At 72.3% G+C, this 24,372-nt stretch carries 21 protein-coding genes and 2 tRNA genes; 19 read left to right on the top strand and 4 right to left on the bottom strand.

Annotated elements, in window-relative coordinates; translation table 11 throughout:
* Positions 1 to 62 precede the first annotated feature (62 nt).
* The 9 genes from recF to PV364_RS28950 all read left to right on the top strand — a co-directional run bounded on the left by recF (position 63) and on the right by PV364_RS28950 (position 11,381).
* Positions 63 to 1,193 (top strand): DNA replication/repair protein RecF, encoded by a 1,131-nt coding sequence (recF, locus tag PV364_RS28990; protein ID WP_319663345.1) that lies wholly within the window; start codon positions 63 to 65, stop codon positions 1,191 to 1,193.
* Positions 1,190 to 1,726, top strand: a complete 537-nt coding sequence (locus tag PV364_RS28985) for a DUF721 domain-containing protein (RefSeq protein ID WP_319663344.1) — start codon at positions 1,190 to 1,192, stop codon at positions 1,724 to 1,726. The genes recF and PV364_RS28985 overlap by 4 nt, the downstream gene beginning before the upstream one ends.
* A gap of 270 nt (positions 1,727 to 1,996) precedes the next feature.
* Entirely contained in the window at positions 1,997 to 4,039 is a 2,043-nt protein-coding gene (gene gyrB / locus PV364_RS28980) for a DNA topoisomerase (ATP-hydrolyzing) subunit B (RefSeq protein ID WP_319663343.1), read from the top strand.
* A gap of 43 nt (positions 4,040 to 4,082) precedes the next feature.
* The gene (gene gyrA / locus PV364_RS28975) at positions 4,083 to 6,659 is read left to right on the top strand and encodes a DNA gyrase subunit A (RefSeq protein WP_319663342.1); all 2,577 of its coding nucleotides are present in this window, start codon (positions 4,083 to 4,085) and stop codon (positions 6,657 to 6,659) included.
* 6 nt (positions 6,660 to 6,665) lie between these two features.
* Entirely contained in the window at positions 6,666 to 7,373 is a 708-nt protein-coding gene (locus tag PV364_RS28970) for a DUF3566 domain-containing protein (protein WP_401972980.1), read from the top strand.
* A 53-nt stretch (positions 7,374 to 7,426) separates the two neighbouring features.
* Positions 7,427 to 7,503: transfer RNA gene (locus tag PV364_RS28965), tRNA-Ile, on the top strand.
* Positions 7,504 to 8,093: 590 nt separating this feature from the next.
* The gene (locus PV364_RS28960; protein WP_319132034.1) at positions 8,094 to 8,234 is read left to right on the top strand and encodes a DLW-39 family protein; all 141 of its coding nucleotides are present in this window, start codon (positions 8,094 to 8,096) and stop codon (positions 8,232 to 8,234) included.
* Between the two features lie 154 nt (positions 8,235 to 8,388).
* Positions 8,389 to 10,158 carry a hypothetical protein gene (locus tag PV364_RS28955; RefSeq protein WP_319663340.1) on the top strand — a complete coding sequence of 590 codons (1,770 nt, stop codon included), beginning with the start codon at positions 8,389 to 8,391 and terminating at the stop codon, positions 10,156 to 10,158.
* On the top strand, positions 10,155 to 11,381 hold the full coding sequence (locus PV364_RS28950; RefSeq protein ID WP_319663339.1) for a hypothetical protein: 1,227 nt from the start codon (positions 10,155 to 10,157) through the stop codon (positions 11,379 to 11,381). Before PV364_RS28955 ends, PV364_RS28950 begins: the two co-directional genes overlap by 4 nt.
* Positions 11,382 to 11,405: 24 nt before the next feature.
* Here the strand turns inward: PV364_RS28950 and PV364_RS28945 are convergent, their stop codons facing one another.
* Entirely contained in the window at positions 11,406 to 12,647 is a 1,242-nt protein-coding gene (locus PV364_RS28945; RefSeq protein WP_319663338.1) for a serine/threonine-protein kinase, read from the bottom strand.
* The gene (locus PV364_RS28940) at positions 12,640 to 13,218 is read right to left on the bottom strand and encodes a DNA-binding protein (RefSeq protein ID WP_319663336.1); all 579 of its coding nucleotides are present in this window, start codon (positions 13,216 to 13,218) and stop codon (positions 12,640 to 12,642) included. The genes PV364_RS28945 and PV364_RS28940 overlap by 8 nt, the downstream gene beginning before the upstream one ends.
* Positions 13,219 to 13,327: 109 nt before the next feature.
* On the opposite strand from PV364_RS28940, the gene PV364_RS28935 reads away from it, so the two are divergent.
* The 4 genes from PV364_RS28935 (at position 13,328) to PV364_RS28920 (ending at position 18,889) form a co-directional block, all read left to right on the top strand.
* A tRNA-Ala gene (locus PV364_RS28935) sits at positions 13,328 to 13,400 on the top strand.
* 100 nt (positions 13,401 to 13,500) lie between these two features.
* On the top strand, positions 13,501 to 13,875 hold the full coding sequence (locus tag PV364_RS28930; protein ID WP_319663335.1) for a VOC family protein: 375 nt from the start codon (positions 13,501 to 13,503) through the stop codon (positions 13,873 to 13,875).
* Between the two features lie 50 nt (positions 13,876 to 13,925).
* Positions 13,926 to 17,240, top strand: a complete 3,315-nt coding sequence (locus PV364_RS28925) for a BTAD domain-containing putative transcriptional regulator (protein ID WP_319663334.1) — start codon at positions 13,926 to 13,928, stop codon at positions 17,238 to 17,240.
* A gap of 56 nt (positions 17,241 to 17,296) precedes the next feature.
* Positions 17,297 to 18,889: an MFS transporter gene (locus PV364_RS28920; RefSeq protein WP_319663332.1), complete on the top strand. Its 1,593-nt coding sequence runs from the start codon at positions 17,297 to 17,299 to the stop codon at positions 18,887 to 18,889.
* A gap of 80 nt (positions 18,890 to 18,969) precedes the next feature.
* On the opposite strand, the gene PV364_RS28915 is transcribed toward PV364_RS28920, so the two are convergent.
* Positions 18,970 to 19,737 (bottom strand): DUF5324 family protein, encoded by a 768-nt coding sequence (locus PV364_RS28915; RefSeq protein WP_319663331.1) that lies wholly within the window; start codon positions 19,735 to 19,737, stop codon positions 18,970 to 18,972.
* Between the two features lie 216 nt (positions 19,738 to 19,953).
* Between PV364_RS28915 and PV364_RS28910 the strand changes: the two genes are divergently transcribed.
* Positions 19,954 to 20,481, top strand: coding sequence for a peptidylprolyl isomerase (locus PV364_RS28910; RefSeq protein ID WP_319663329.1), 528 nt, complete (start codon positions 19,954 to 19,956; stop codon positions 20,479 to 20,481).
* Between the two features lie 73 nt (positions 20,482 to 20,554).
* Entirely contained in the window at positions 20,555 to 21,409 is an 855-nt protein-coding gene (locus tag PV364_RS28905; protein ID WP_319663328.1) for a rhomboid family intramembrane serine protease, read from the top strand.
* A 241-nt stretch (positions 21,410 to 21,650) separates the two neighbouring features.
* Here the strand turns inward: PV364_RS28905 and crgA are convergent, their stop codons facing one another.
* Entirely contained in the window at positions 21,651 to 21,905 is a 255-nt protein-coding gene (gene crgA, locus PV364_RS28900; protein ID WP_319663327.1) for a cell division protein CrgA, read from the bottom strand.
* A gap of 135 nt (positions 21,906 to 22,040) precedes the next feature.
* On the opposite strand from crgA, the gene PV364_RS28895 reads away from it, so the two are divergent.
* The 4 genes from PV364_RS28895 to PV364_RS28880 are packed head-to-tail and all read left to right on the top strand — an operon-like array spanning position 22,041 to position 24,368.
* Complete coding sequence (locus tag PV364_RS28895; protein WP_319663326.1) at positions 22,041 to 22,808, top strand: DUF881 domain-containing protein; 768 nt, start codon at positions 22,041 to 22,043, stop codon at positions 22,806 to 22,808.
* Entirely contained in the window at positions 22,808 to 23,518 is a 711-nt protein-coding gene (locus PV364_RS28890) for a class E sortase (RefSeq protein WP_319663441.1), read from the top strand. The genes PV364_RS28895 and PV364_RS28890 overlap by 1 nt, the downstream gene beginning before the upstream one ends.
* A gap of 41 nt (positions 23,519 to 23,559) precedes the next feature.
* On the top strand, positions 23,560 to 23,736 hold the full coding sequence (locus tag PV364_RS28885) for a hypothetical protein (RefSeq protein WP_319663325.1): 177 nt from the start codon (positions 23,560 to 23,562) through the stop codon (positions 23,734 to 23,736).
* Positions 23,733 to 24,368, top strand: coding sequence for an aminodeoxychorismate/anthranilate synthase component II (locus PV364_RS28880; protein WP_319663324.1), 636 nt, complete (start codon positions 23,733 to 23,735; stop codon positions 24,366 to 24,368). The genes PV364_RS28885 and PV364_RS28880 overlap by 4 nt, the downstream gene beginning before the upstream one ends.
* The last annotated feature ends 4 nt before the right edge of the window (positions 24,369 to 24,372 follow it).

The following is a 24,372-nucleotide window of genomic DNA, read 5'->3' as shown; positions in this document are numbered from 1 at the left end:
GCAAGCAGTCATGTCCACCGGGTGCCCACCGCGCCCACGAGGGAAGGAGGCGTCGCACAGCCATGCACGTCGCGCATCTGTCGCTCGCCGACTTCCGCTCCTACGCCCGGGTCGAGGTCCCGCTCGACCCGGGCGTCACCGCTTTCGTCGGGCCCAACGGCCAGGGCAAGACCAACCTGGTCGAGGCGGTCGGCTATCTGGCCACCCTCGCCAGCCACCGGGTCGCCAGTGACGCCCCGCTGGTGCGTATGGGCGCGGACCGCGCGATCGTGCGGGCGGCCGTGGTCCAGGGCGACCGCCAGCAGCTGGTGGAGCTGGAGATCAACCCCGGCCGCGCCAATCGCGCCCGTCTCAACCGCTCCTCGCAGGTCCGCCCGCGCGACCTGCTGGGCATAGTCAGGACCGTGCTGTTCGCTCCCGAGGACCTGGCCCTGGTCAAGGGCGATCCCGGGGAGCGCCGGCGGTTCCTCGACGAGCTGCTGACCGCCCGCGCGCCCCGGATGGCGGGCGTGCGCAGCGACTACGAGCGGGTGCTCAAGCAGCGCAACACCCTGCTCAAGTCGGCGGCCATGGCCCGCCGGCACGGTGGCCGCGGCGCCGACCTGTCCACCCTCGACGTGTGGGACCAGCATCTGGCCCGGGCCGGGGCCGAGCTGCTGGCCCAGCGCCTGGACCTCACGCACGCGCTGCAGCCGCTGGCCGACAAGGCGTACGAGCAGCTGGCACCGGGCGGCGGGCCGGTCGCGCTGGAGTACCGCAGCTCGGTCGGCGAGCGCATCGCCGGGGCGTCCGGCCGTGAGGAGCTGTACGGACTGCTGCTGGAGGCCCTCGGGGAGGTCCGCAAGCAGGAGATCGAGCGCGGGGTCACCCTCGTCGGCCCGCACCGCGACGACCTGTCCCTGAACCTGGGCCGGCTTCCCGCCAAGGGGTACGCGAGCCACGGGGAGTCCTGGTCGTACGCCCTGGCCCTGCGGCTGGCCTCGTACGACCTGCTGTGCGCCGACGGCGGTGAGCCGGTGCTGGTGCTCGACGACGTCTTCGCCGAGCTGGACGCCCGGCGCCGCGACCGCCTGGCGGAACTGGTGGCCCCCGGCGAGCAGGTGCTCGTGACGGCGGCCGTGGACGACGACGTGCCGGGCGTGCTGGTCGGCGCCCGTTACGCGGTGGAGAGCGGCGGCGTGGAGCGGGTATGAGCGAGCAGCAGGCACAACCTCCCGCGCAGGACAAGCCGCTGTCCGGCGTCGACCTGGCGCGCGTGGCGCTGCGCGCGGCCAAGGAGCAGGCGCGGGCCAAGGGCGCCGCGGCCCAGCAGAAGAAGCAGGCCCGCCGCGGCGGGCTGCGCAGTGGCGCCCGGGCCGACGGCCGCGATCCGCTGCCGCTCGGCGCGGCGATCAGCCGCCTGATCACCGAGCGCGGCTGGGAGGCCCCGGCCGCCGTCGGCGGGGTGATGGGGCGCTGGCCGCAATTGGTCGGTGACGACGTGGCGCTGCACTGCCAGCCGCAGCGGTACGACGAGGAGGAGCGGGTCCTCACCGTCCAGTGCGACTCCACGGCCTGGGCGACCCAGCTGCGGCTGCTCGCCCCGACCCTGGTGGCCAGGCTGAATGCCGATCTCGGTCACGGCACGGTCAAGCTGATCAAAGTCCTGGGACCGGGGGGACCGGTGCGTTCCTACGGTCGTCTGAGGGCTCCCGGGAGCCGTGGGCCGGGCGATACGTACGGATAGGCCGGAAACCTGCTGTGCGTAATCAGGTCGAAGCCCTGTGCGCCCGCGTGAGCGGTTTTGAGACCCGGTGCGCGTGTAGGGAGTCGGATGGAGGCACTTCCGTCGGGTACACGGGAACTCAGGTACCGCCAAAGCCCCATCTATGTCGGCGCTACCGGTAGACTGGTGGCAAGACGCCCGCCCCTGGCCTCCGGCACTGGGGGATCCCAGCGGGACCCGTCGATCGATGTCGAAGTGATGCAGCCGAACCCGCTCCGCGGGTCCCGGCTCATGCTGTGCCAGAAAGGGCGCTTCGTGGCCGATTCCGGCAACCCCAACGAGATCAATACGTCCGCAGCCGACGGCTCCGCCGCGCCCCCGCACGGGGGCGCGTACGACGCCAGCGCGATCACCGTCCTCGAGGGCCTGGACGCGGTTCGCAAGCGCCCGGGCATGTACATCGGCTCGACGGGCGAGCGCGGCCTGCACCACCTGGTGTACGAGGTCGTCGACAACTCCGTCGACGAGGCGCTGGCCGGTCACGCGGACACCATCCTGGTCACGATCCTCGCCGACGGCGGCGTGCGCGTGATCGACAACGGCCGCGGCATCCCGGTGGACATCGTGCCGTCCGAGGGCAAGCCGGCCGTCGAGGTCGTCCTCACCGTGCTGCACGCGGGCGGCAAGTTCGGCGGCGGCGGCTACGCCGTCTCCGGCGGTCTGCACGGCGTCGGCGTCTCCGTGGTGAACGCCCTGTCGAACAGGGTCGCGGTCGAGGTCAAGCGTGAGGGCTTCCGCTGGACCCAGGACTACAAGCTCGGTGTCCCCACCGCCCCGCTGCAGAAGAACGAGCCGGTCTCGGAGACCGGTACGAGCGTGACGTTCTGGGCCGACGGCGACATCTTCGAGACCACCGAGTACTCCTTCGAGACGCTGTCGCGGCGTTTCCAGGAGATGGCCTTCCTCAACAAGGGCCTGACGATCTCGCTGACCGACGAGCGCCCCGAGCACGCGGACGTCGAGAACGAGGGCGAGCCGCGCACCGTCTCGTACCACTACGAGGGCGGCATCGTCGACTTCGTGAAGTACCTCAACTCGCGCAAGGGCGAGACGGTCCACCCCTCGGTGATCGACATCGAGGCGGAGGACAAGGAGCGCCTCCTGTCGCTCGAGGTCGCGATGCAGTGGAACACCCAGTACAGCGAGGGTGTCTACAGCTTCGCGAACACCATCCACACCCACGAGGGCGGCACTCACGAGGAGGGCTTCCGCGCCGCGTTGACCACGCTGGTCAACAAGTACGCGCGGGAGAAGAAGTTCCTCCGCGAGAAGGACGACAACCTCACGGGCGAGGACATCCGCGAGGGTCTGACGGCAATCATCTCGGTCAAGCTCGGCGAGCCGCAGTTCGAGGGCCAGACCAAGACCAAGCTCGGCAACACCGAGGCGAAGACCTTCGTCCAGAAGGTCGTGCACGAGCACCTGACGGACTGGCTGGACCGCAACCCCAACGAGGCCGCGGACATCATCCGCAAGTCGATCCAGGCGGCCACCGCCCGTGTCGCCGCGCGCAAGGCGCGCGACCTGACGCGCCGCAAGGGACTGCTGGAGACGGCGTCGCTGCCGGGCAAGCTGAGCGACTGCCAGTCCAACGACCCCAGCAAGTGCGAGATCTTCATCGTCGAGGGTGACTCCGCCGGCGGTTCGGCCAAGTCCGGCCGCAACCCGCAGTACCAGGCGATCCTCCCGATCCGCGGCAAGATCCTGAACGTGGAGAAGGCGCGGATCGACAAGATCCTGCAGAACACCGAGATCCAGGCGCTGATCTCGGCCTTCGGCACCGGTGTGCACGAGGACTTCGACATCTCCCGGCTGCGGTATCACAAGATCATCCTGATGGCGGACGCCGACGTCGACGGCCAGCACATCAACACCCTGCTGCTGACCTTCCTGTTCCGCTTCATGCGTCCGCTGGTCGAGGCCGGGCACGTGTACCTCTCGCGTCCCCCGCTCTACAAGATCAAGTGGGGCCGGGACGACTTCGAGTACGCGTACTCCGACTCCGAGCGTGACGCCCTGATCGAGCTGGGGCGGCAGAACGGCAAGCGCGTGCGCGAGGACTCGATCCAGCGCTTCAAGGGCCTCGGCGAGATGAACGCCGAGGAGCTGCGGGTCACCACGATGGACGTCGACCACCGTGTGCTGGGCCAGGTCACCCTGGACGACGCTGCCCTCGCCGACGACCTCTTCTCGGTGCTGATGGGCGAGGACGTCGAGGCCCGGCGCTCCTTCATCCAGCGCAACGCCAAGGATGTCCGCTTCCTCGACATCTGAGTCGGCCCCCATCAGCCGCAGCTCGAAAGGACTTTGACCAGCAATGGCCGACGACAAGACCCCCGTCACGCCCGAGGGCCCCGAGGGCGCCGCGACGGACACCATGCGGATCGAGCCCGTGGGGCTCGAGACGGAGATGCAGCGCAGTTACCTCGACTACGCGATGTCCGTCATCGTCTCCCGCGCGCTGCCCGACGTCCGCGACGGACTCAAGCCCGTCCACCGCCGCGTGCTGTACGCGATGTACGACGGCGGCTACCGCCCCGAGCGCGGCTTCTACAAGTGCGCCCGCGTCGTCGGCGACGTCATGGGCACTTACCACCCGCACGGCGACTCCTCGATCTACGACGCGCTGGTCCGCCTCGCGCAGCCGTGGTCGATGCGCATGCCGCTGGTCGACAGCAACGGCAACTTCGGTTCCCCGGGCAACGACCCGGCGGCCGCCATGCGGTACACCGAGTGCAAGATGGCGCCGCTGTCCATGGAGATGGTCCGGGACATCGACGAGGAGACCGTCGACTTCCAGGACAACTACGACGGCCGCAACCAGGAGCCGACGGTCCTGCCGTCGCGCTTCCCCAACCTGCTGATCAACGGCTCCGCCGGCATCGCGGTCGGCATGGCGACCAACATCCCGCCGCACAACCTGCGCGAGGTCGCCGAGGGCGCCCAGTGGTGCCTGGCCAACCCCGACGCGTCCAGCGAGGAGCTGCTGGAAGCCCTCATCGAGCGCATCAAGGGCCCCGACTTCCCGACCGGCGCCCTGGTGGTGGGCCGCAGGGGCATCGAGGAGGCCTACCGCACCGGCCGCGGCTCCATCACGATGCGCGCGGTTGTCGAGGTCGAGGAGATCCAGGGCCGGCAGTGCCTGGTCGTCACCGAGCTGCCGTACCAGGTGAACCCGGACAACCTGGCCCAGAAGATCGCCGACCTGGTGAAGGACGGCCGTGTCGGTGGCATCGCCGACGTCCGCGACGAGACCTCGTCGCGCACCGGCCAGCGCCTGGTGATCGTGCTCAAGCGCGACGCCGTCGCCAAGGTCGTGCTGAACAACCTCTACAAGCACACGGACCTGCAGACGAACTTCGGCGCCAACATGCTCGCGCTGGTCGACGGCGTGCCGCGCACGCTCTCGCTCGACCAGTTCATCAAGCAGTGGGTGACCCACCAGATCGAGGTCATCGTCCGCCGGACCCGCTTCCGGCTGCGCAAGGCCGAGGAGCGCGCCCACATCCTGCGCGGTCTGCTGAAGGCCCTGGACGCGATCGACGAGGTCATCGCCCTGATCCGGCGCAGCGCGACGGTCGACGTGGCGCGTGAAGGCCTGATGGGTCTGCTGGAGATCGACGAGATCCAGGCCAACGCGATCCTGGAGATGCAGCTCCGCCGCCTGGCGGCCCTGGAGCGGCAGAAGATCGTCCAGGAGCACGACGAGCTCCAGGCCAAGATCAACGAGTACAACCGCATCCTGGCCTCGCCCGAGATGCAGCGCGGCATCATCAGCACGGAGCTGACGGCGATCGTCGAGAAGTTCGGCGACGACCGGCGCTCGGCACTGGTGCCCTTCGACGGCGACATGTCCATCGAGGACCTGATCGCCGAGGAGGACATCGTCATCACGATCTCCCGCGGCGGATACGTCAAGCGCACCAAGACGGACGACTACCGCTCCCAGAAGCGCGGCGGCAAGGGCGTGCGCGGCACGAAGCTGAAGGAAGACGACATCGTCGACCACTTCTTCGTCACCACCACCCACCACTGGCTGCTGTTCTTCACGAACAAGGGCCGGGTCTACCGGGCCAAGGCCTACGAGCTGCCGGACGCCGGCCGTGACGCCCGCGGGCAGCACGTGGCCAACCTGCTGGCCTTCCAGCCGGACGAGCAGATCGCCCAGGTGCTGGCCATTCGCGACTACAACGCGGCGCCCTACCTGGTGCTGGCCACCCGTTCGGGCCTGGTGAAGAAGACCTCGCTCAAGGACTACGACTCGCCCCGTTCGGGCGGTGTCATCGCGATCAACCTCCGGGAGACCGAGGACGGCGGCGAGGACCTGCTGATCGGTGCGGAACTGGTCGGCCCGGACGACGACCTGCTCCTGGTGAGCCGCAAGGCGCAGTCCATCCGCTTCACGGCGACGGACGACGCGCTGCGGCCGATGGGCCGGGCGACATCGGGCGTCAAGGGCATGAGCTTCCGCGAAGGGGACGAACTGCTCTCGATGAATGTCGTGCGACCGGGTACGTTCGTCTTCACCGCCACCGATGGCGGGTACGCCAAGCGGACCAGTGTGGACGAGTACCGGGTCCAGGGCCGCGGCGGACTCGGCATCAAGGCGGCGAAGATCGTCGAGGACCGGGGTTCACTGGTCGGGGCGCTGGTGGTCGAGGAAACGGATGAGATCCTTGCCATCACACTCGGCGGCGGAGTGATCCGCACCCGCGTCAACGAGATCCGCGAGACCGGGCGTGACACCATGGGCGTCCAACTGATCAACCTCGGTAAGAAGGATGCCGTTGTGGGCATCGCACGCAATGCCGAGGCGGGGGCGGAGGCCGAAGAGGTCGTCGCCGCCGAAGAGGCCGAGGGCGAGCAGCCCGCGGCCGCCGAGTCGGAGGAGTAAGTAGCCGTGAGTGGAGCCGAGGGCGCCGCGGGTGGGACGGGCGCGGAAGGACCGCAGCCGATGCCGGCTGCGGTACCGGACGCGATCGGTGGTGCCCCTGGCTCACGTACGGACAGCGGCCCGCATCAGGGGGGAACCACCGTGACTGACACCCGTCCGCCGCACCACCAGCACGCGGTGCGACAGCAGACGCAGACCTACGGGGCCGTGCCCGGCGCCCCCGAGCAGCCTCAGCAGGCCCCCCAGGGCCCGCACCAGCCGCCGCAGGCGTACGCGCCCCCGGCGGGGCCCCCGGCCACCGCCGGCGTCCGCCAGCCCCGCCCGGCGGCCCGGCAGGTCCCGCGGACCCGCAAGGCCCGGCTGCGGGTGGCCAAGGCCGACCCGTGGTCGGTGATGAAGGTCAGCTTCCTGCTCTCCATCGCGCTGGGCGTCTGCACGATCGTGGCGGTCGCCGTCCTGTGGATGGTGCTCGACACCATCGGCGTCTTCAGCACGGTCGGCGGCACCCTCAGCGAGGCCACCTCGTCCGGCTCGGACGGCGGCTTCGACCTGGTGTCGTTCCTGTCGCTGTCGCGGGTGCTGACCTTCACGTCGGTCATCGCCGTCATCGACGTGGTGCTGGCCACCGCCCTGGCCACGCTCGGCGCCTTCATCTACAACATGTCGGCGGGCATGGTCGGCGGCGTCGAGCTGACCCTGGCGGAGGACGAGTAACCGATTTTGGGACATGGCCCCGCGTGCGCTAATCTTTCAACGCGACGCAGCGCGGGGCTATAGCTCAGACGGTTAGAGCGCTTCCCTGATAAGGAAGAGGCCACAGGTTCAAGTCCTGTTAGCCCCACCAGCGTGAAGGGCCCCGGGAGATTTCCCGGGGTCCTTCGGCATTCCCGGGGGATACCGGCCGGGGCAGGGCGGATCGTGACGCGTGACGCGCCTCACGGCCGTGCGCCGTGGCGCTCCGCCCCGGCGGATGTTTCCCCGTCGCTCCCCGGATTCCCGCCGGCCCTCCCTCCTCGCTCGCTTCCTTCCCGGTGGGCGGCCCGCGGCCAGGTGGTCAGCGCCGGGCCGGTCCCTGCGCGGTTGCGCGAGTCTGTGCACGCCGCGGGCGGCGTTCCAAACGTTCCTATTGCGGGCCTTGTTGCGTCCGCCGAGGCCGGGGCCCCCACTGGCGTCGGCGGGTGTGCGAGGCGGGGCCGGTGCGGCTCTGCCGGCCCGGTTTCACGTGGAACCGGCCCGGTGAGGGGAGAGACGACGGGTTCGACGCAGCACCCGGCACGACCTGGGTTCGGGCCTCGGCTTTCATCCGGACGGACCGTTTCCTCACCTCACGTACTACCGTTGGGGTGGATAGACAGATCACCGTTCGATATCGACCGGTGTGTATAGTCGGGCTGGTCGGAGGACCCCCCAACGCAAGAAGGACGAGGTCGCGCGGTGAAGAAGTTGCTCCTGGTCGCACTGGCCGCCATCGGCGGTCTTCTCGTGTACCGCCAGATCCAGGCGGACCGCGCCGAGCAGGACCTGTGGACGGAGGCGACCGACTCCGTTCCCGCCGGTTCCGGCGCGAGCGTCTGAGGCGGGCAAGGCCCGCATCCCAAGGTTTCCCGAAGCCCCGGCCACGGTGTGGCCGGGGCTTCGTCGTTGCCTGACCGTGACGGGATCCCCTTGAATTTGCTCTCGCAAATCACTAGCGTCGCCGCAGCCGACGATGTGCGAGGGGGAACGGCACATGCGACGAGGAAAGGCGCTGCCGGCGTACGGGCACGCGCCGCGCACGGCCCCGCTGGTGTGCGCCGTGGGCGTGGCGCTGCTCGCGGCCGGAGCGGGCCCGGTGGTGGCCGAGAAGCCCGCCATGGTGCTGGACTCCTCTGCCGGCTCCATGGAGGGTGCCACGGCGACGGCCGCCGGGAACGCCGTCGGCGCGTTCGTGGGGGTGCACGGCGCCAAGGAGTACGGCTGTGACGACACACGCCCGGTGCGGCCCGTGCGCCCGTTGGACCGGACGGCCCCGAAGGCCTCCGGCGACGCCGACGTGCCGGTCTCCGACGCGGAGGGTGTCTGCAGAGCAGGCCAGCCCTGCACGCCGGCGGCCGAACCGGTGGCCGGGGCCGAGCGCGAGGGCGCCGGCCCGCGGATCGGTGCGCTCGGTCTCCGGGTGCGCGGAAGCTCGCGGCGGCAGGTGGAGTGCGTCGCAGCCGCCGCCGGTCGCGGCAACGGCCACGATGTGTCCTACGCGGCGGCGCCGGCACGGCAGTTGACCCCGGCCTCGACGCTCGTCGCGAACGCGAACGCGAACGCGTACCGCCCGCAGGGCCGGCGGGTGAGCGGGGGCGGCAGCGACAAGACCGCGGCGATCCTGACGCCGGGTCAGTACACGGACACCCTCGGACCCGGTGAGACGCGCTGGTACGCGGTCGATCTGGACGCCGCCACAACCGCCGACCTGGCGGTCACCGCGGTGCCGCGCACCGGCGTCGAGGTCGCCCACGGCGACGGGATCGAACTGCGGCTCGGCGCCCCGGGCCGGTACTCCCCGGCCTGCGGAACGGACTTCGCGCACTTCGGGCAGAACGAGGGCGCCATGGTGCTCAGCGGGGCCGTCAGCCGCGTCCCGTCCGCCGACGGGCACGGCGGCTGCGACACGTCAGGGCGCTACGCGCTGTCCGTGCACCGCACCAGCGACGCCGGCTCGGACCGGGAGCGTTGGCCGGTCGAACTGCGCTACGGCACCGAGGCCCCGCTCGCCGCCGGGACCACCCCGGCACCCGCCGCGACGCGGTTCGGGGAGGCGCCCCCGCCGATGGCCGGGACGCCCCGCGACGTCGAGGGCGGCAGCGGCTTCAACGACGCGCTGCGGCTGAGCAGAGGCGTGTGGCGGGACGCGCTGCCGCCCGGGCGGACCCGCTTCTACAAGGTGCGGGTGGGCTGGGGACAACGGCTGGTGTACGCCGCGGAGTTCGCCGATGTGCCCGTGCGGGACGCGGACGGCCCGACGGCGCCCTCCTTCGTGGCGACGGCGGCCTACGGTCCGGACCGGCAGACCGTGGACGACGCCTCCGGCGTCTCGCAGCGGCGTGCCTACACGGGGCGCCCCGTGTCGGTGGGGCTCGGTACGGTGCCGGTGACATGGACCAACCGCTGGGTCGCCGGGAGCGCGGCGCCGGGCGCCCGCACCAGTGGCGACTACTACGTCGCCGTGTCCCTGGGGCCGGGTGCGGCGCGCATCGCCCGTGGCGCGGTGGTGAAGGTTGTGCTGCGCGTGGACGTGGCGGGGACGGAGCTGGCCGGTCCGCAGTACAAGGCGGCGGCGCTGGGCGGCGGTTCGCCGTCCGAGGAGGCCGGGACGGACGTCGCGGCGGCCGCGCCGGGCGGCGGTAGGCACGGGGGAGGATTCATGACCGCGGGCGACGTGGTCGCGGCGGGGGCCGGCGGCGCGGTGGCGCTCGCGGGGGTCGCGGGGGTGGCCGCGCTGAGCCGGCGGCGGAGGGGCCACACGTGATCCGCAGGACGGTGGCGGCCGTGGTGGCCGCGTTCCTGCTGCCCACCGGGCCGGCGGGGACGGCCTTCGCCGACTCCGCAGCGCCGGGCCGGCAGCCGCGGGGCGAGGTGGTCCGGGGCCGGCCCAGCACGGCCGACGCCCCTCAACTGACGGCCGGTGTGCTGTACCGGGACACCCTGCCCCCGGGCGGGGAGGCGCGGCACTACGCCGTCCAGCTCGATGCGGAGAAATCGGCCTACCTCGCCGTCTTCGCGCTCCCCGGGCCGGGCAGCGAGGTCGCGTTCGGGGACGGTGTCGACCTGAGCCTGGAGAGCACCGACGGCACCCGCTGCGACAGCGACCACCGCACCTTCTCCGGCGACGGCGCCGCCCGGCCGCTGGGCACCTGGGTCAAGCGCACGATCGGCGCCGACGAGCCGTGTCAGGAGGCGCACGCCTACGTCCTTTCCGTGACCCGCAGGTCCGCCGCCACCTCCGACCCGGCGCCGTGGCCGCTGCAGATACGCCTCACGACCGAGCCGCCACTCGTCACCGGCGCCACGCCGGGACCTGCCGTGAGCGCGGGCACGCGGCCTCCCGCGCCCGCGGCCGGGACCGCGCGGGGGGTGGCGGGCGGATCCGACGTCGCCGGGGCGGCGGAACTCGGCGCGGGCGTGTGGAAGGACGAAGTGCCGCCCGGGCAGACCCGTTTCTACGAGGTGCCGGTGGACTGGGGGCGAGAGGCCTGGATCGACGCCGAGTTCGCCAACGCGCCCGTGACGAAGGCCGGCGGCTTCGCGGCCTCGGGCGTGCGTGTGGAGCTCTACAACCCGCGCTGGGGCTTTGTCGGCGGCGCCGGGGGCGCGTACTCCGGGAAGCAGACCTCCGTCACGGCGACCACCGGGAAGGTCGCCTACGCCAACCGCTGGGAGCCCGACGAAAGGGTCTCGGCGGCACGCTTCGCCGGCCCGTACTACGTGGCGGTCACCGTCCACCGGGACGTCGCGGGATTTGTGCGCGGCCCGATTCCCGTCACGCTGCGGGTCGGCCTGGAGGGCGAGGCGCAGGCCGCTCCGCGGTACGACGGCGACCCGACCGCCGACCTCGGCCTGCCGGGGGAGGAGAGCTCCGGCGGCGAATCGGCCCTGCGGCTGGCCGGGTTCGCCTCCCTGGGCGCGGGGAGCGTACTGCTGCTGTCGCTGGCGGTGTGGGTCGCGTCCGCCCGGCGGCGCACCGGGGCGTGATCCGGCGGGTGATGCGGCGCGGCCTCAGGAGGAGACCGACAGCGCCCAGATGCCGAAGGCGAAGCACAGCGCGGCCACGAGCAGCACGGGCACGACCACCGTGGCGGGAGGGCCCGGACGGTGCGTCCCGAGGGGACCGGAGCGGTGGTGTGCGGGAAGGGGCGGCGTGCCCGCTCTCCCGTCGCCCGCCGTGTACGGGCGCGTGGGCGCAGGGGCGGCGGGGGGCCGCGTCGGCGGGGTCGGGGGAACGGCGGGAACGCGGGCGGACGGCATCGCGTCCGGTGCCGCGGGCACCGATGGCAGCGGCGGCGGCAGACGAAAGCTGCCGGTGTCCTCCGTGCCCTCCGCGCGCTCGGTGTGCTCCGCCTTCTCGGCCCCCGGCGCCCGGCGCACCGGGCCGTTGGGGGAGAAGCCCTCGGGGAGCGGGCCGATCTGGTCGAAGACCTCCACCGGCTCCTCGCAGGGATCCGCTTCGGGCAGCAGTTCCACGGCGGCGGCCAGCGCCTTGCGGGCGCCCGACGCGGTGCGGAAACGGGCCTCGGGGTCGGGTTGCAGCAGCGTCCCGACGACCTCCCACAACGGTCCGGGGACGCCGATCGGCGCCCGGGGCATTCCGTGCGCGTACTGGGTGGCGACCGCCTCTGCGTCCGGCTTGGCGCCGCTCAGGAGGTAGAGCGCGACCAGCCCGGCGGCGTACAGGTCGGCCGGGAAGTCCGGGTCGGCGCCCATCAGCTGCTCGGGCGCGAAGTAACCGGGCGTGCCGACCACGTAGTCGGCGGCGGTGAGGCGGGGCTCGCCCTTGCGCATCGCGATGCCGAAGTCCGACAGCCGCAGATGCGGGCGGCCGGTGCCCGTCGCCTCCATCAGGAGGTTCGCCGGCTTGATGTCGCGGTGCACCACGCCTTGCGCGTGCACAGCGGTCAGTCCGGACAGCAACTGGTCCAGCAGGGCGCACACATAGCGCGGGGGCAACGGGCCGTAGTCACCGATGAGGTGCGCCAGCGAACCGCCGCGCACGAGTTCCATGGTGAACAGCACCTTGTCGTCGTCGGCGGCCCAGCTCGCGGGGGCGAGGACGTGCGGATGGTCGATGCGCATCGCCTGCTCGCGGACGAAGCGCAGCAGCGCGTGGGCGTCGCTCTGCTGCAGCACCTTGGCCGCCACATAGCGGCCGCGCCGCCGGTCCCAGGCCCGCCACACCGCGCCCGCACCGCCGCGTCCGACCGGGTCGACGAGCTCGTACCGGCCCGCGAAGACCTCACCCATGCCCTGCGTCCGCCCCCTGTGACCGCCGCTGGTGCGCCTCGTAGTGCCGCACCGCGTCCTCGGCGGGCCCGGCGCCGTACACACGGAGGAACTCTGCCAGTTGGGGGTGGGCCGGGGCGAGGGAGTCGGCGGCTTCGGCGATCTCGGCGGGCGGCGCCGTCGCGCGCAGCAGCGTGCGCAGTTCGTGGACGACGCGGCGCGCGGGCGGCAGCGGCTGCCCGGCGGACGAGCTCTGCGTCGTACCCAGCACCGAGGAGCCCTCGGACCGGCGGATCTCCTCCATCCGTCCGGCCGCCTCCACGGGGGTGACGATCCCGTCGGCGGCCTCCGCGCCGAGCTCGCGCAGCGCCTGGAGCCGCTGCACGACCGAGGGGTTGCCGATCTTGGCCCGCTGCCCGCTCATCAGCTGCGACAGCATCGGCGCCGACAGCCCCAGCACCCCGGCCAGGCGGGCCTGGTTGAGCCCCAGATCGGCCATCAGCCGCCGGAAGAGCGCCCCGAGCGGCTCGCCGTACCAGGTGCGCTGCATCTCCCGGGCGCGAGCGGTGGCGTCCTGCTGCGAGGTGTCCATGCGGGCTCCTGACGGGGGACCTTTGCGGCCGCGAACTTGCCCGTCATCCTACGGACACCGATACTCGGTCGGTGATCGTCGCGGCAGCCGGTACGCTGGTCTGCGGCACGGGGCCTTAGCTCAGTTGGTAGAGCGCCGTCTTTGCATGGCGGATGTCAGGGGTTCGACTCCCCTAGGCTCCACAGTCCCCCGACGGGCCGGAACCTCATCGAGGTTCCGGCCCGCCGTCTTTTCCGTCCCGCTCGGAGGGCGGTGCGTCCGGCGCTTGGGCATGCTGGAGCCATGTTCGGAAAAACGAGGGCGTACAGCGGCTTCGCCGTGGACGACATCGAGAGGGCCAGGGAGTTCTACGGGGACACGCTGGGGCTGGACGTCTGCGCGGAGCACGGACTGCTGACCCTGCGGATCGAGGGCGGCACCCGGGTGCTGGTGTACCCGAAGCCCGGCCACACCCCGGCCTCGTTCACCGTCCTGAACTTCCCCGTCGCCGACATCGACCGGGCGGTCGACCAGCTGATCCGGCGCGGCGTCACCTTCGAGCGCTACCCCGGCTTCGAGCACGACGAGAAGGGCGTCGCCCGCGGCACCGGCGGCCCGCCGATCGCCTGGTTCACCGACCCGGCGGGCAATATCCTCGCCGTCCTGCAGGAGGACTAGACCGACAGGGACTGGCCCGTTCGGGTGGACCGTGCGGCACAATCGGCGGCGTGCGGTTCGGCATTCTGGGGGAGACGCGGGCCCTGCGGCCCGACGGGGACACCGCTTCGGCGGGCGGGCCCGGCCGCCGCGCGCTGCTCGCGATGCTGCTGCTGGAGGCCGGGCGGATCGTCAGCACCGAGCGCCTGATCGGCGGCCTGTACGGCGACGACCCGCCGACCGGTGTGGGCAACGCCCTTCAGTCGCAGGTCTCCCGGCTGCGCTCCGCGATCGGGGCACCCGTGGAGAGCCACCCGGGCGGCTACCGGCTCGCCGTACCCCGGGACGAGGTCGACGTCCACCGCTTCGAGCGGCTCGCCGCCGAGGGCCGCGGGGCGCTGGCCGCCGGCGGCACCGAGCGGGCGGCCGGGTTGCTCCGTGAGGCGCTCGGGCTGTGGCGGGGGTCCGCTCTGTCCGACGTGGGTGACGCGCCCTTCGCCGGGCCGCAGATCACCCGTCTGGAAGAACTGCGCGTCGCGACGCTGGAGGACCGGATCGCGGCGGACCTCACGCTCGATGCCCACCGGCACGGTGAGCTGGTGGCCGAACTGCGCGAGCTGGTGGCCGCGTACCCGCTCCGTGAACGGTTGACGGCCCAGCTGATGCGGGCGCTGTACAGCTGCGGGCGCCAGTCCGAGGCGCTGGCGGTGTACGAGGACACACGCCGCGAGCTCGCCGACAGCCTGGGCGCCGACCCCGGCCCCGAGCTCGCCGAGACGCATCTGGCGGTGCTGCGCGGAGACCCCCGCCCGGTGGTCCGTACGGCGCCTGTTTCCCGCGCTTCGGGTGTTTCACGTGAAACACCGGCCGCCCCGCCCGTCGGGTCACCGCCTCCGCGGCACACGCTGCCGGCGCCGCTCACCAGCTTCGTCGGCCGGGAGGAGGACCTGGAGCGGATCGGGTCGCTGCTGGCCGGTGCGCGGCTGGTGACCCTGATCGGGCCGGGCGGCGCGGGCAAGACCCGGATCGCCGTCGAGGCGGCGGGCCGGTACGCCGGGGAGGCGTGCTTCGTCGACCTGTCCGGCCTGACCCACGGAGCGGCGGTGCCCCAGGCGGTCGCCGGGGCGCTGGGGCTCCGCGAGGCGGGTCCGCTGCCCGCCACCGGCCGGGAGGCGGGCGCCCCCGGTCCGTTCGCGCGGCTCACGGCCGCGCTCACCGATCGCGACCTGTTGCTGGTACTGGACAACTGCGAGCACTTGATCGACGACGTGGCGCGCCTCACGCACGGTCTGCTGTCCGCCTGCGCCGGCCTGCGCGTCCTGGCGACCAGCAGGGAGGCGCTCGGGATCACCGGGGAGACGCTGTCCCCGCTCGCGCCGCTCCCGCTGCCCGAGGAAGGGGCGGACGACGCCGCTGTGCTCGCCTCCCCCGCCGTCCGGCTGCTCGCCGACCGGGCCACGGCGGCCGGATCCGTGCAGGGCCTGCCGGACCCCGGGGCCGCCGCCCGTATCTGCCGGGCCCTGGACGGCATGCCGCTCGCCATCGAGCTGGCCGCCGCCCGCCTGCGCTCGCTGTCCGCAGCCGAGATCGCCGACCGGCTCGACGCCCTCCCGGGGGTTGTCGGCGCGGGAGACCGCTTCCGGCTGCTGTCCCGCGGCAGCCGTACCGCGCAGCCGCGCCAGCGCACCCTGCGCGGGGTCGTCGACTGGAGCTGGGAGCTGCTGTCCGAGGAGGAGCGGACCGTCCTGCGCCGGGTGTCCGTCTTCGCCGGCGGCTGGACCCTCGCCGCGGCCGAGGCGGTCTGCGCCGGACCGCCGGACGGGGTGCCGGGCGCCGCGGGCATCGACGCCGACGACGTGCTGGACCTGCTCGCCTCGCTCGCCGACAAGTCGCTCCTCGTCGTCCGGCGTCCCGAGGGCGGCACCGCCCGGGGGACGCGCTACCTGCTGCTGCAGACCATCCGCGCCTACGCCGCCGACCGTGCGGCCGAGGCCGGGGAGACCGAGTGGCTGCGCCGCGCGCACGCCGCCTGCTTCCTCGACCTGGCGCTGACCGCGGACCCCCATCTGCGGAGGGCCGAACAGCTCGACTGGCTGGACCGCCTGGCCGCCGACCACGACAACCTGCACTCCGCCCTGCGCGGCGCGGTCGCCGCGGGGGACACCGCCGTCGCCCTGCGGCTGCTCGCCGCCCTGTGCACGTACTGGATGCTCCGCGGTATGCGCTACGAAGGCGCCCAGCCCGCCGTCGAACTGCTCCGGGCGACGGGGACGGGCCCGCCGGAGGGGCTGGACGAGGAGTACGCGCTGTGCGTGATGACGGCCGCCGCCGGCACCGCCGACCAGGCCGGACTCGCCGAGCACTTCGCCGCCGTGGCAGAGGTCGTGCGCCGGCTCGGCGGCCTGCCCCGCCGCTTCCCCGTGCTCAACCTGCTGTGGGCGCCCTTCTCCGGCGTCCCCGACACCGAGACGTACGCGGTGTACCAGCGGGAGCTGGCCGGGATGGCCGAGGAGCCCTGGCAGACCGCGCTCACGCACATCGGCTCGGGCTTCCAGCGGTGGATGGTGGAGGGCGACATCGAGGCGGCGCAGGCGGAGTTCACCACCGCGCTCGCGGCCTTCCGCACGCTGGGCGACCGGTGGGGCGCCACCCTGGCCCTCACCCAACTGGCCTGGCTCTCCGGGGCCCGCGGCGACCTGCCGCGCGCCGCGGGCCTCGTGGACGAGGCACTGACGGTCGCCCGGGAGATCGGTGCCACGGAGAACGTCGCCGAACTGCTCGGCGAGCGCGGCAAGAGCGCTGTCCGTGCGGGCCGGGTCGACCGGGCCCGGGCCGACTTCGCCGCGTGCCTGGAGCTGGCCCGCAGGACCGGCGCCCGGGAGATGCTCGCCGGTGCCCACCTCGGTCTCGGCGAGTGCGCGCGGCTGGAGGGCGACCTGGCCGAGGCGCGCCGGCTGTGCGAACTGGCCCTGTCGGAGTGCCTGACCGGCTGGTACACCGGCGAGGGCGCACGCACCGAGACACTCATCGCGCTGGGCCGGATCGCCCTGGCGGAAGGCCGTACCGAGCAGGCCCGCGCCCGCTTCCTGGAGGCCGCCGATCCTGCGCACGGCGCCCGGAACCTGCCCCTGGCGGCTGCCCTCGCCGAGGCCCGGGCCGATCTCTCGCTCGCCGAGGGCGACCCCCGCGCGGCCGCCGAACTCCTCGGCGTCGCCCGCGCCCTGCGCGGTCCGTCGGTGCCCGCGCTCCCCGGGACCGCCCGCACCGACGCCGCCGTACGGACCGCGCTGGGGGCCGCCGGGTACGAGGCGGCGTACGCACGCGGCGCGGGGCTCTCCGCGGACCGGGCCCTGCGGGCGCTGACCGGGTCCGCCGCCGGCGGGTAGCCACCGGTCAGCGCGCGGTGCGCGGCCGGTCAGCGCACCCGGCCACCGTTGCGCCCATGACGACGACACGCACCACCCCGACCCCGCGGGCCGCCGGCCCCGCCCGCCACCGATGGGCCGCGCTGGCCGTCTGCTGCCTGGCCGCCATGCTCCTCGGCATCGACAACAGCGTCCTCAACTACGCGATCCCGTCGCTGCTCAGGGACATGCACCCGAGCGGCACCCAGATCCTGTGGATCTCCGATGTCTACGGCTTCGCCATGGGCGGCCTGCTGGTCGTCATGGGCAACCTCGGCGACCGCCTCGGCCGCAAGCGGCTGATGCTGCTGGGCGCCGTGGCGTTCGGCGGTGCCTCGCTGCTCACCGCCTACGCCCCCGGCCCGGCGCTGCTCATCGCCGGGCGCGCCCTGCTGGGTGTGGCCGGCGCGATGATGGTCCCCTCGACCCTGTCCTTGCTGCGCCACGCCTTCGCCGACCCCAAGGAGCGCACCACCGCGATCGGCATCAGCAGCGGCATCGGCGCGGCGAGCTTCGCGCTCGGCCCGGTCGTCGGCGGGCTGCTGCTGGACCACTTCTGGTGGGGCTCGGTCTTCCTGGTCAACGTCCCGCTGATGGCCGTCGTCCTGATCGCCGGGACCGTGGTGCTGCCCGAGTCGCGCAACCCGCGCCCCGGGCGGCTGGACTGGCCCGGTGTCCCGCTGTCGGTGATCGGGGTGCTGGGCGCCATCTACGCGATCAAGACCGGCTTCCGGGACGGCGCCGGCCACGCTCCGGTGTGGATCGCGGCGGCGGTGGGGGTCGCGGCCCTGCTGGCCTTCGTCCGGCGTCAGGTCCGCGTGGAGGAGCCGCTGATCGACCTGCGGCTGTTCCGCAACCCGGCCTTCAGCGGCGCGGTCGGCGCCAACCTCGTGATGATCTTCGCGTCGTCCACGCTGTCACTGGCCTTCGCGATGTACTTCCAGACCGTCCGCGGCTGGTCGCCGTTCACCGCGGGCCTGGCGCTGCTTCCCGGCCCGCTCGCCGCCGCCTTCGCCGCGCCGCTCGCCACCGCGCTGATCCCGCGTCTCGGCCGGGCCAGGGTCGTGGCCCTGGGCCTCGTGCTGGTGGCGGCGAGCACCGCGGTCCTCGGGCAGCTGTCCGACCCGGGCACGCCCTACGGGGAGTTGCTGGCCCCGCTGATCGCCAACGGCACGGGGATCATCCTGATCGTCTCGGTCACCAACGACACGATCCTGGCGAGCGCTCCCAAGGACCGCACCGGAGCGGCCGCCGCAGTCTCGGAGACGGCGATGGAGATGGGCGGCTCACTGGGCATCGCCGTTCTCGGCTCCGTCCTCGGATCGGTCTACCGCGACGCCCTGGCGCTGCCCGCCGGGCTGCCCGACAGCGCGGCACGGGCCGCGCGTGAGTCGGTCGGCGGGGCGGTGGAGGCCGGTGCCCGGATCCAGGGCGCGGCGGGGACCGCGCTGACGGACTCCGCCAAGGACGCCTTCTGCCACAGCATCCAGGTCACGACACTGGCCGGCGCGGTGCTCATCGCCTGCGGCGCGGTCGTCGTCCGCTGGGCCCTGCGCGCGGTGCCCGCGGAGATCCGCGACCCCGAGGCGGACCAGGAGGCCGCCGGCCTGCCGGTGCCCGCGCGGCGGTGAGCCCGTACGCACAGCGGGAGGGCGGCGGACCGTGCGGTCCGCCGCCCTCCCGCGTCATGACGTCGCGGCTGGGGGCCGTCTCACGGATACGTCTCCCCGTTGCCGGGCCGGTCCTTGGAGTCGGCCTCGGCCTGCTTGGCCTGCACCTCGGGGTCGAGGGCGTCGACCGGGGAGCCGTCGACCTTGCCGAAGGCGGCGTCGGAGCCGACCCCGCCGTTGAGCGAGGCACGGTCGGCGACCTCGGTGGCGGGCGCGGGTTCCACCAGCCAGTCGGGATTGGTCTGCTTGCTCCACCACTTCCAGGCCGCGAATCCGCCGCCCGCGACGAGGCCCACCAGCAGGAAGCCCCTGGCGATACGCCCGCTGCGGGCACGCCGGACCTTGCGGCGCTCCAGCTTGCGGATGTCGGCGGCCGTGACGTGGCTGCGCAGTACGGCGACCGCGGCCGCCGCCCGGACCGCCGCCTCCTCCGCCGCCGGCTGGGCGACCGAGCGGACCGTGCTGACCGCCTGCTCCACGCGCGGGGCCGTGTACTCCGCCGCCTGCCGTGCCGTCCTGCGGGTGCGCTGGGCGGCGGTGCCGACGGCCTGCTGCACTCCTGGTGGCACCGCCGCCAGGGCCTGGTCGACGCGCGACGCCAGGTGGGCGTCGTACTGCAGGCGGGCCGCGTCGCGGGCCTGCAGGGCGGCCGACGACACCCTCGGCGCCAGATACAGCCGCGCTTCGTCCGCGTAGTGCGCGGCGCTGCCCTTCGCTGTGTCGGCGTACGGCGCCACCACGTCCGCGGCGTGTCGCACGCTGTCCTTCGTCCTTCCGGCTGCGTCGCGCACGCTGTCGATGCGGGTCACGAGAACCTCCTCCTCGGTGGCGTTACGTTTTCGCCTTTCCACCCGGTTTGAAATCATGCCCGCGACGACGGGGAACGGCATGTGCGTACGGGCATCCGGGTCAAGCCGGCGCCCGCCCGGGGTACCGCCGCGGGCCCGGGTCGCGACGGGGCGCGGGGCAGGCCCCGACGTGCGAGGATTTGTCCCTGTCGTCGAGGACTGATGGAAGGTAGACCCGTGGCCGAGCAGCTCCACGCCACCCTGAGGACCAACCACGGGGACATCACCATCCGGCTGCTGCCGGACCACGCGCCGAAGACCGTCAAGAACTTCGTCGAGCTCGCCGAGGGCACCCGCGAGTGGACCGACCCGCGGACCGGCCGCCCCTCCACGGAGCACCTCTACGACGGCACGGTCTTCCACCGCGTCATCTCCGGCTTCATGATCCAGGGCGGCGACCCGCTGGGCAACGGCACCGGCGACCCGGGCTACCAGTTCGGCGACGAGTTCCACCCCGAGCTGGCCTTCACCAGGCCGTATCTGGTGGCCATGGCGAACGCCGGGCCCGCGACCAACGGCTCGCAGTTCTTCATCACCGTGTCCCCCACGACCTGGCTGACCCACAAGCACACCATCTTCGGCGAGGTCGTGGACCCGGCCAGCCAGAAGGTCGTGGACGCCATCGCGACGACCCCGACCAATCCGCGCACCGACCGTCCGGTGGACGACGTCGTCATCGAGAGCGTGGTCGTCGAGCGCCGGTAGGGCGTCCCGGGAACTCAACCGCCCCGCCCGTCCGTCTGATGTGCGGGGCGATTCGGCGGTGAAGGGCTGAGAGATGACCGACCAGGCGGTCCGCTGCTACCGGCACCCGGACCGGGAGACCGGCATCCGGTGCTCCCGCTGCGAGCGGCCCATCTGCCCGGAGTGCATGGTCAACGCCTCGGTCGGCTTCCACTGCCCCGAGTGCGTGCGCGACGCGCGCCGGGAGGCCCAGGCCACCGGGCCGCGTACGGTCGCGGGCGGCAGCGTGGCAGGCGACCCGCGTCTGGTGACCAAGATCCTCATCGGGCTGAACCTCGCGGTCTTCCTGCTCGTGCAGGCGCTCGGCGACCGGGTGGTGAACGACCTGGCGCTCGTCGGGGCGGCCTGCGACCGTTCCGGATGCTTCGGCGTCGCCCTGGGCGCGGACCAGTGGTACCGGTTGCTCAGTTCGATGTTCCTGCACCAGGAGCTGTGGCACATCGGCTTCAACATGCTGTCGCTGTGGTGGATCGGCGCCCCCTTGGAAGGGCTGCTCGGCCGCACCCGCTATCTCGTCCTCTACCTGCTGTCGGGCCTGGGCGGGGGCGCGCTGGTACTGCTGCTGGCGGCTCCGAACGCCGCGACGCTCGGTGCCTCGGGCGCGATCTTCGGACTGTTCGGCGCGACGGCGGTCTTCATGCGGCGGCTGCGCTACGAGATGCGCCCGGTGCTGATCCTGCTCGCGCTGAACCTGGCCTTCACGTTCCTCTGGGCGGGCATCAGCTGGCAGGCCCACATCGGCGGGCTGGTCACCGGCGGTCTGGTGGCCGTCGGGATGGCCTACGCGCCGCGTGAGCGCCGCGCGCTCGTGCAGTGGGGGACGGCCGCGGCGGTGCTGGCCGTGGTGCTGGTCGTGACCTGGGCCGGCGTCGCAAGAATCACCGGTTAGGCCGTAACCCGCTCTGTTGATCTGACGTTATCCACAGAGCAGGACCGCCGTCCTGTGCATCCTGTGGGCAAGCCGTGCTCGGGCCCCCACAGACCGTGTCTGACCTGCAAGATCAATGAAAGACCGGTGGCCCGTACATCGGACCACCGGTCACACCGGCGTCAACCCGGTAGTGGTTATCCACAGATCATGCGACCTTTTCAACACTGTGGATGACGGTTGTGGATAACTGTGCGATCGACTACTTCCACTGCGTGGAGACGACGAAGCCACCCGCGATGAAGCCGAAGCCCACGGCGATGTTCCAGTTACCCAGCTGCTCCACGGGCCAGCTGCCCTGCGTCACATAGAAGATGACGATCCACGCCAGGCCGACCAGGAAGAGCGCCAGCATCAGCGGCGCGACCCAGCCCCTGCCGGTGCTGAGCTTTATGGCGGCGGTCTTCGCCGGCGGCGGAGTGAAGTCTGCCTTCTTGCGGATCCGTGACTTCGGCACGAGGGACTCTCCTGTCGATGCGCTGCGTGACCGCGCGTGTGACGTGTGGTGTGATCTGGCGGGCGGCAGGGGAAACCAGCCGCCGGGCGTCCGTTAGCGTAGTGCTTCCAAGGGTTGGAAGGAGATAAGGCTACGGTGAGCACTCCGATCCACGCCTCCCCCACCCGCCGTTCTGCCCGGTCTGTGGTGCTTCGCCTGCTCAGCGCGGCTGTCTTCGCGCTCGCCGGGCTGCTGTTCTGGGTGAGTTTCGACACTGCCAAGGGTGTGGACATCCGCACCGACGAGCCTCTCCTGCGGCTGTCGGACCGGGTCCAGGAGAAGAGCCGGCAGAACGAGGACCTCGACAACGAGCTCTCCGGGGTGCGCAAGGACGTCGACTCCCTCGCCCACGCCGACAGCGGGGTCAGCGACGCCACCCGCGACATGCTCGACCGGCTGTCGGCGGAGGCCGGCACCAGCAAGCTGAGCGGCCCCGCCGTCTCGGTCACCCTCAACGACGCGCCGCCGGACGCCACGCCGCTCATCCCCGGCGTGCCCGACCCGCAGCCCAACGACCTCGTGATCCACCAGCAGGACCTGCAGGCCGTCGTCAACGCCCTGTGGGCGGGCGGCGCCTCGGGCATCAAGGTCATGGACCAGCGGCTGATCTCCACCAGCGCGGTGCGCTGCGTCGGCAACACCCTCATCCTGCAGGGGCGGGTCTACTCCCCGCCCTACAAGATCACGGCGGTGGGCGACCCCGGCAAGCTCCACAAGGCGATCGACCGGAGCCCCGCGATCCAGAACTACCTGCAGTACGTCAACGCCTACGGACTCGGATGGAAAGTCGAGGACGACAAGCGGGTGACTCTGCCCGGCTACTCCGGCACAGTGGATCTGCACTACGCCAAGCCTGTGGGGTGATCGCCGTGCGCCTGGTGGTGCGGACGCTGAGCGAGTTGTGCGTCACCGTGGGCGCGCTGATGGTGCTGTTCGTGGTCTACGTGCTCTTCTGGACCGGCTTACGGGCCGACAGCGCCATGGACCGCGAGATCCACCGGCTCCAGGACAGCTGGGCGACGCAACCGGTCGCCACCGTGCGGCCGTCCACCCCGCACAAGGTGCCGGATTCCGCGCGGCCCGCTCCCAAGGTGACGCCGTATCCGCAGGGCAAGGCGTTCGCCGTCATGTACGTCCCCCGGCTCGGGCGCGCCTGGCACAAGCCGGTGCTGCAGGGCACCGAGACCGACACCCTCAAGCGGGGCCTGGGCCACTACGCGGACACCGCCCGCCTCGGCGGGATCGGCAACTTCGCCGTCGCCGGCCACCGGCGCACCTATGGCGACCCGTTCAAGGACTTCCCGCGGCTGCGTAAGGGCGACGAGGTGCTCCTCACCGACGGCCGCACCTGGTACACGTACGAGATCGACCGGGCACCCTACCGCACGGTGCCCACCGACGTCGCGGTCGTCGATCCCGTGCCGGTGAAGTCCGGATACCGCGGTCCGGGGCGCTATCTGACCCTGACCACCTGCGATCCCGAGTGGGGCCACAGCCACCGCCTCGTCACCTGGGGGCACCTGGAATCCACACAGCCTGTGGAGGACGCCATGCCGGAGGGATCGGCGGGCTAATCTTGGCGTGGCACGGGGAGCAGGGAGCAGGAAGGCAGCGCATGTACGGCTTCATCTGGAGGCACCTGCCGGGCAACGCGTGGGTGAAGGCGGCGATCTCGCTCGTCCTCGTCCTCGCCGTCGTGTACGTCCTCTTCCAGTACGTCTTCCCTTGGGCGGAGCCACTGCTCCCCTTCAACGACGTGACCGTCGACCAGGGGATGGCGGCCGTAAAGTGAGCGCCCGCATCCTCGTCGTGGACAACTACGACAGCTTCGTCTTCAACCTCGTCCAGTACCTCTACCAGCTGGGTGCCGAGTGCGAGGTGCTCCGCAACGACCAGGTCGCCCTCGCCCACGCGCAGGACGGCTTCGACGGCGTCCTGCTGTCGCCGGGGCCCGGCACCCCCGAGGAAGCCGGGATCTGCGTCGACATGGTGCGGCACTGCGCCGCCACCGACGTCCCGGTCTTCGGTGTGTGCCTCGGCCTGCAGTCCATGGCGGTCGCCTACGGCGGGGTCGTGGACCGGGCCCCCGAGCTGCTGCACGGCAAGACCTCCCCGGTGTTCCACGAGGGGCGCGGCGTCTTCGCCGGGCTTCCCTCGCCCTTCACCGCCACCCGGTACCACTCCCTGGCGGTCGAACGTGACACCCTGCCGGAGGAGTTGGACGTCACCTCCTGGACGGAGAACGGCATCGTGATGGGCCTGCGGCACCGCACCGCCCGGGTGGAGGGCGTCCAGTTCCACCCGGAGTCGGTGCTCACCGAATGGGGACACCGCATGCTCGCCAACTGGCTGGTCGAGTGCGGCGACCAGGACGCCGTCGAGCGTTCCGCGGGCCTCGCGCCTGTGGTCGGAACCAGGGCGTGATTGC

This window comes from Streptomyces sp. MI02-7b (assembly GCF_033793585.1).
GTDB lineage: Bacteria > Actinomycetota > Actinomycetes > Streptomycetales > Streptomycetaceae > Actinacidiphila.
The sequence above is the reverse complement of the archived record's forward strand: the minus strand, read 5'-3'. Positions and strand labels throughout refer to the sequence as shown.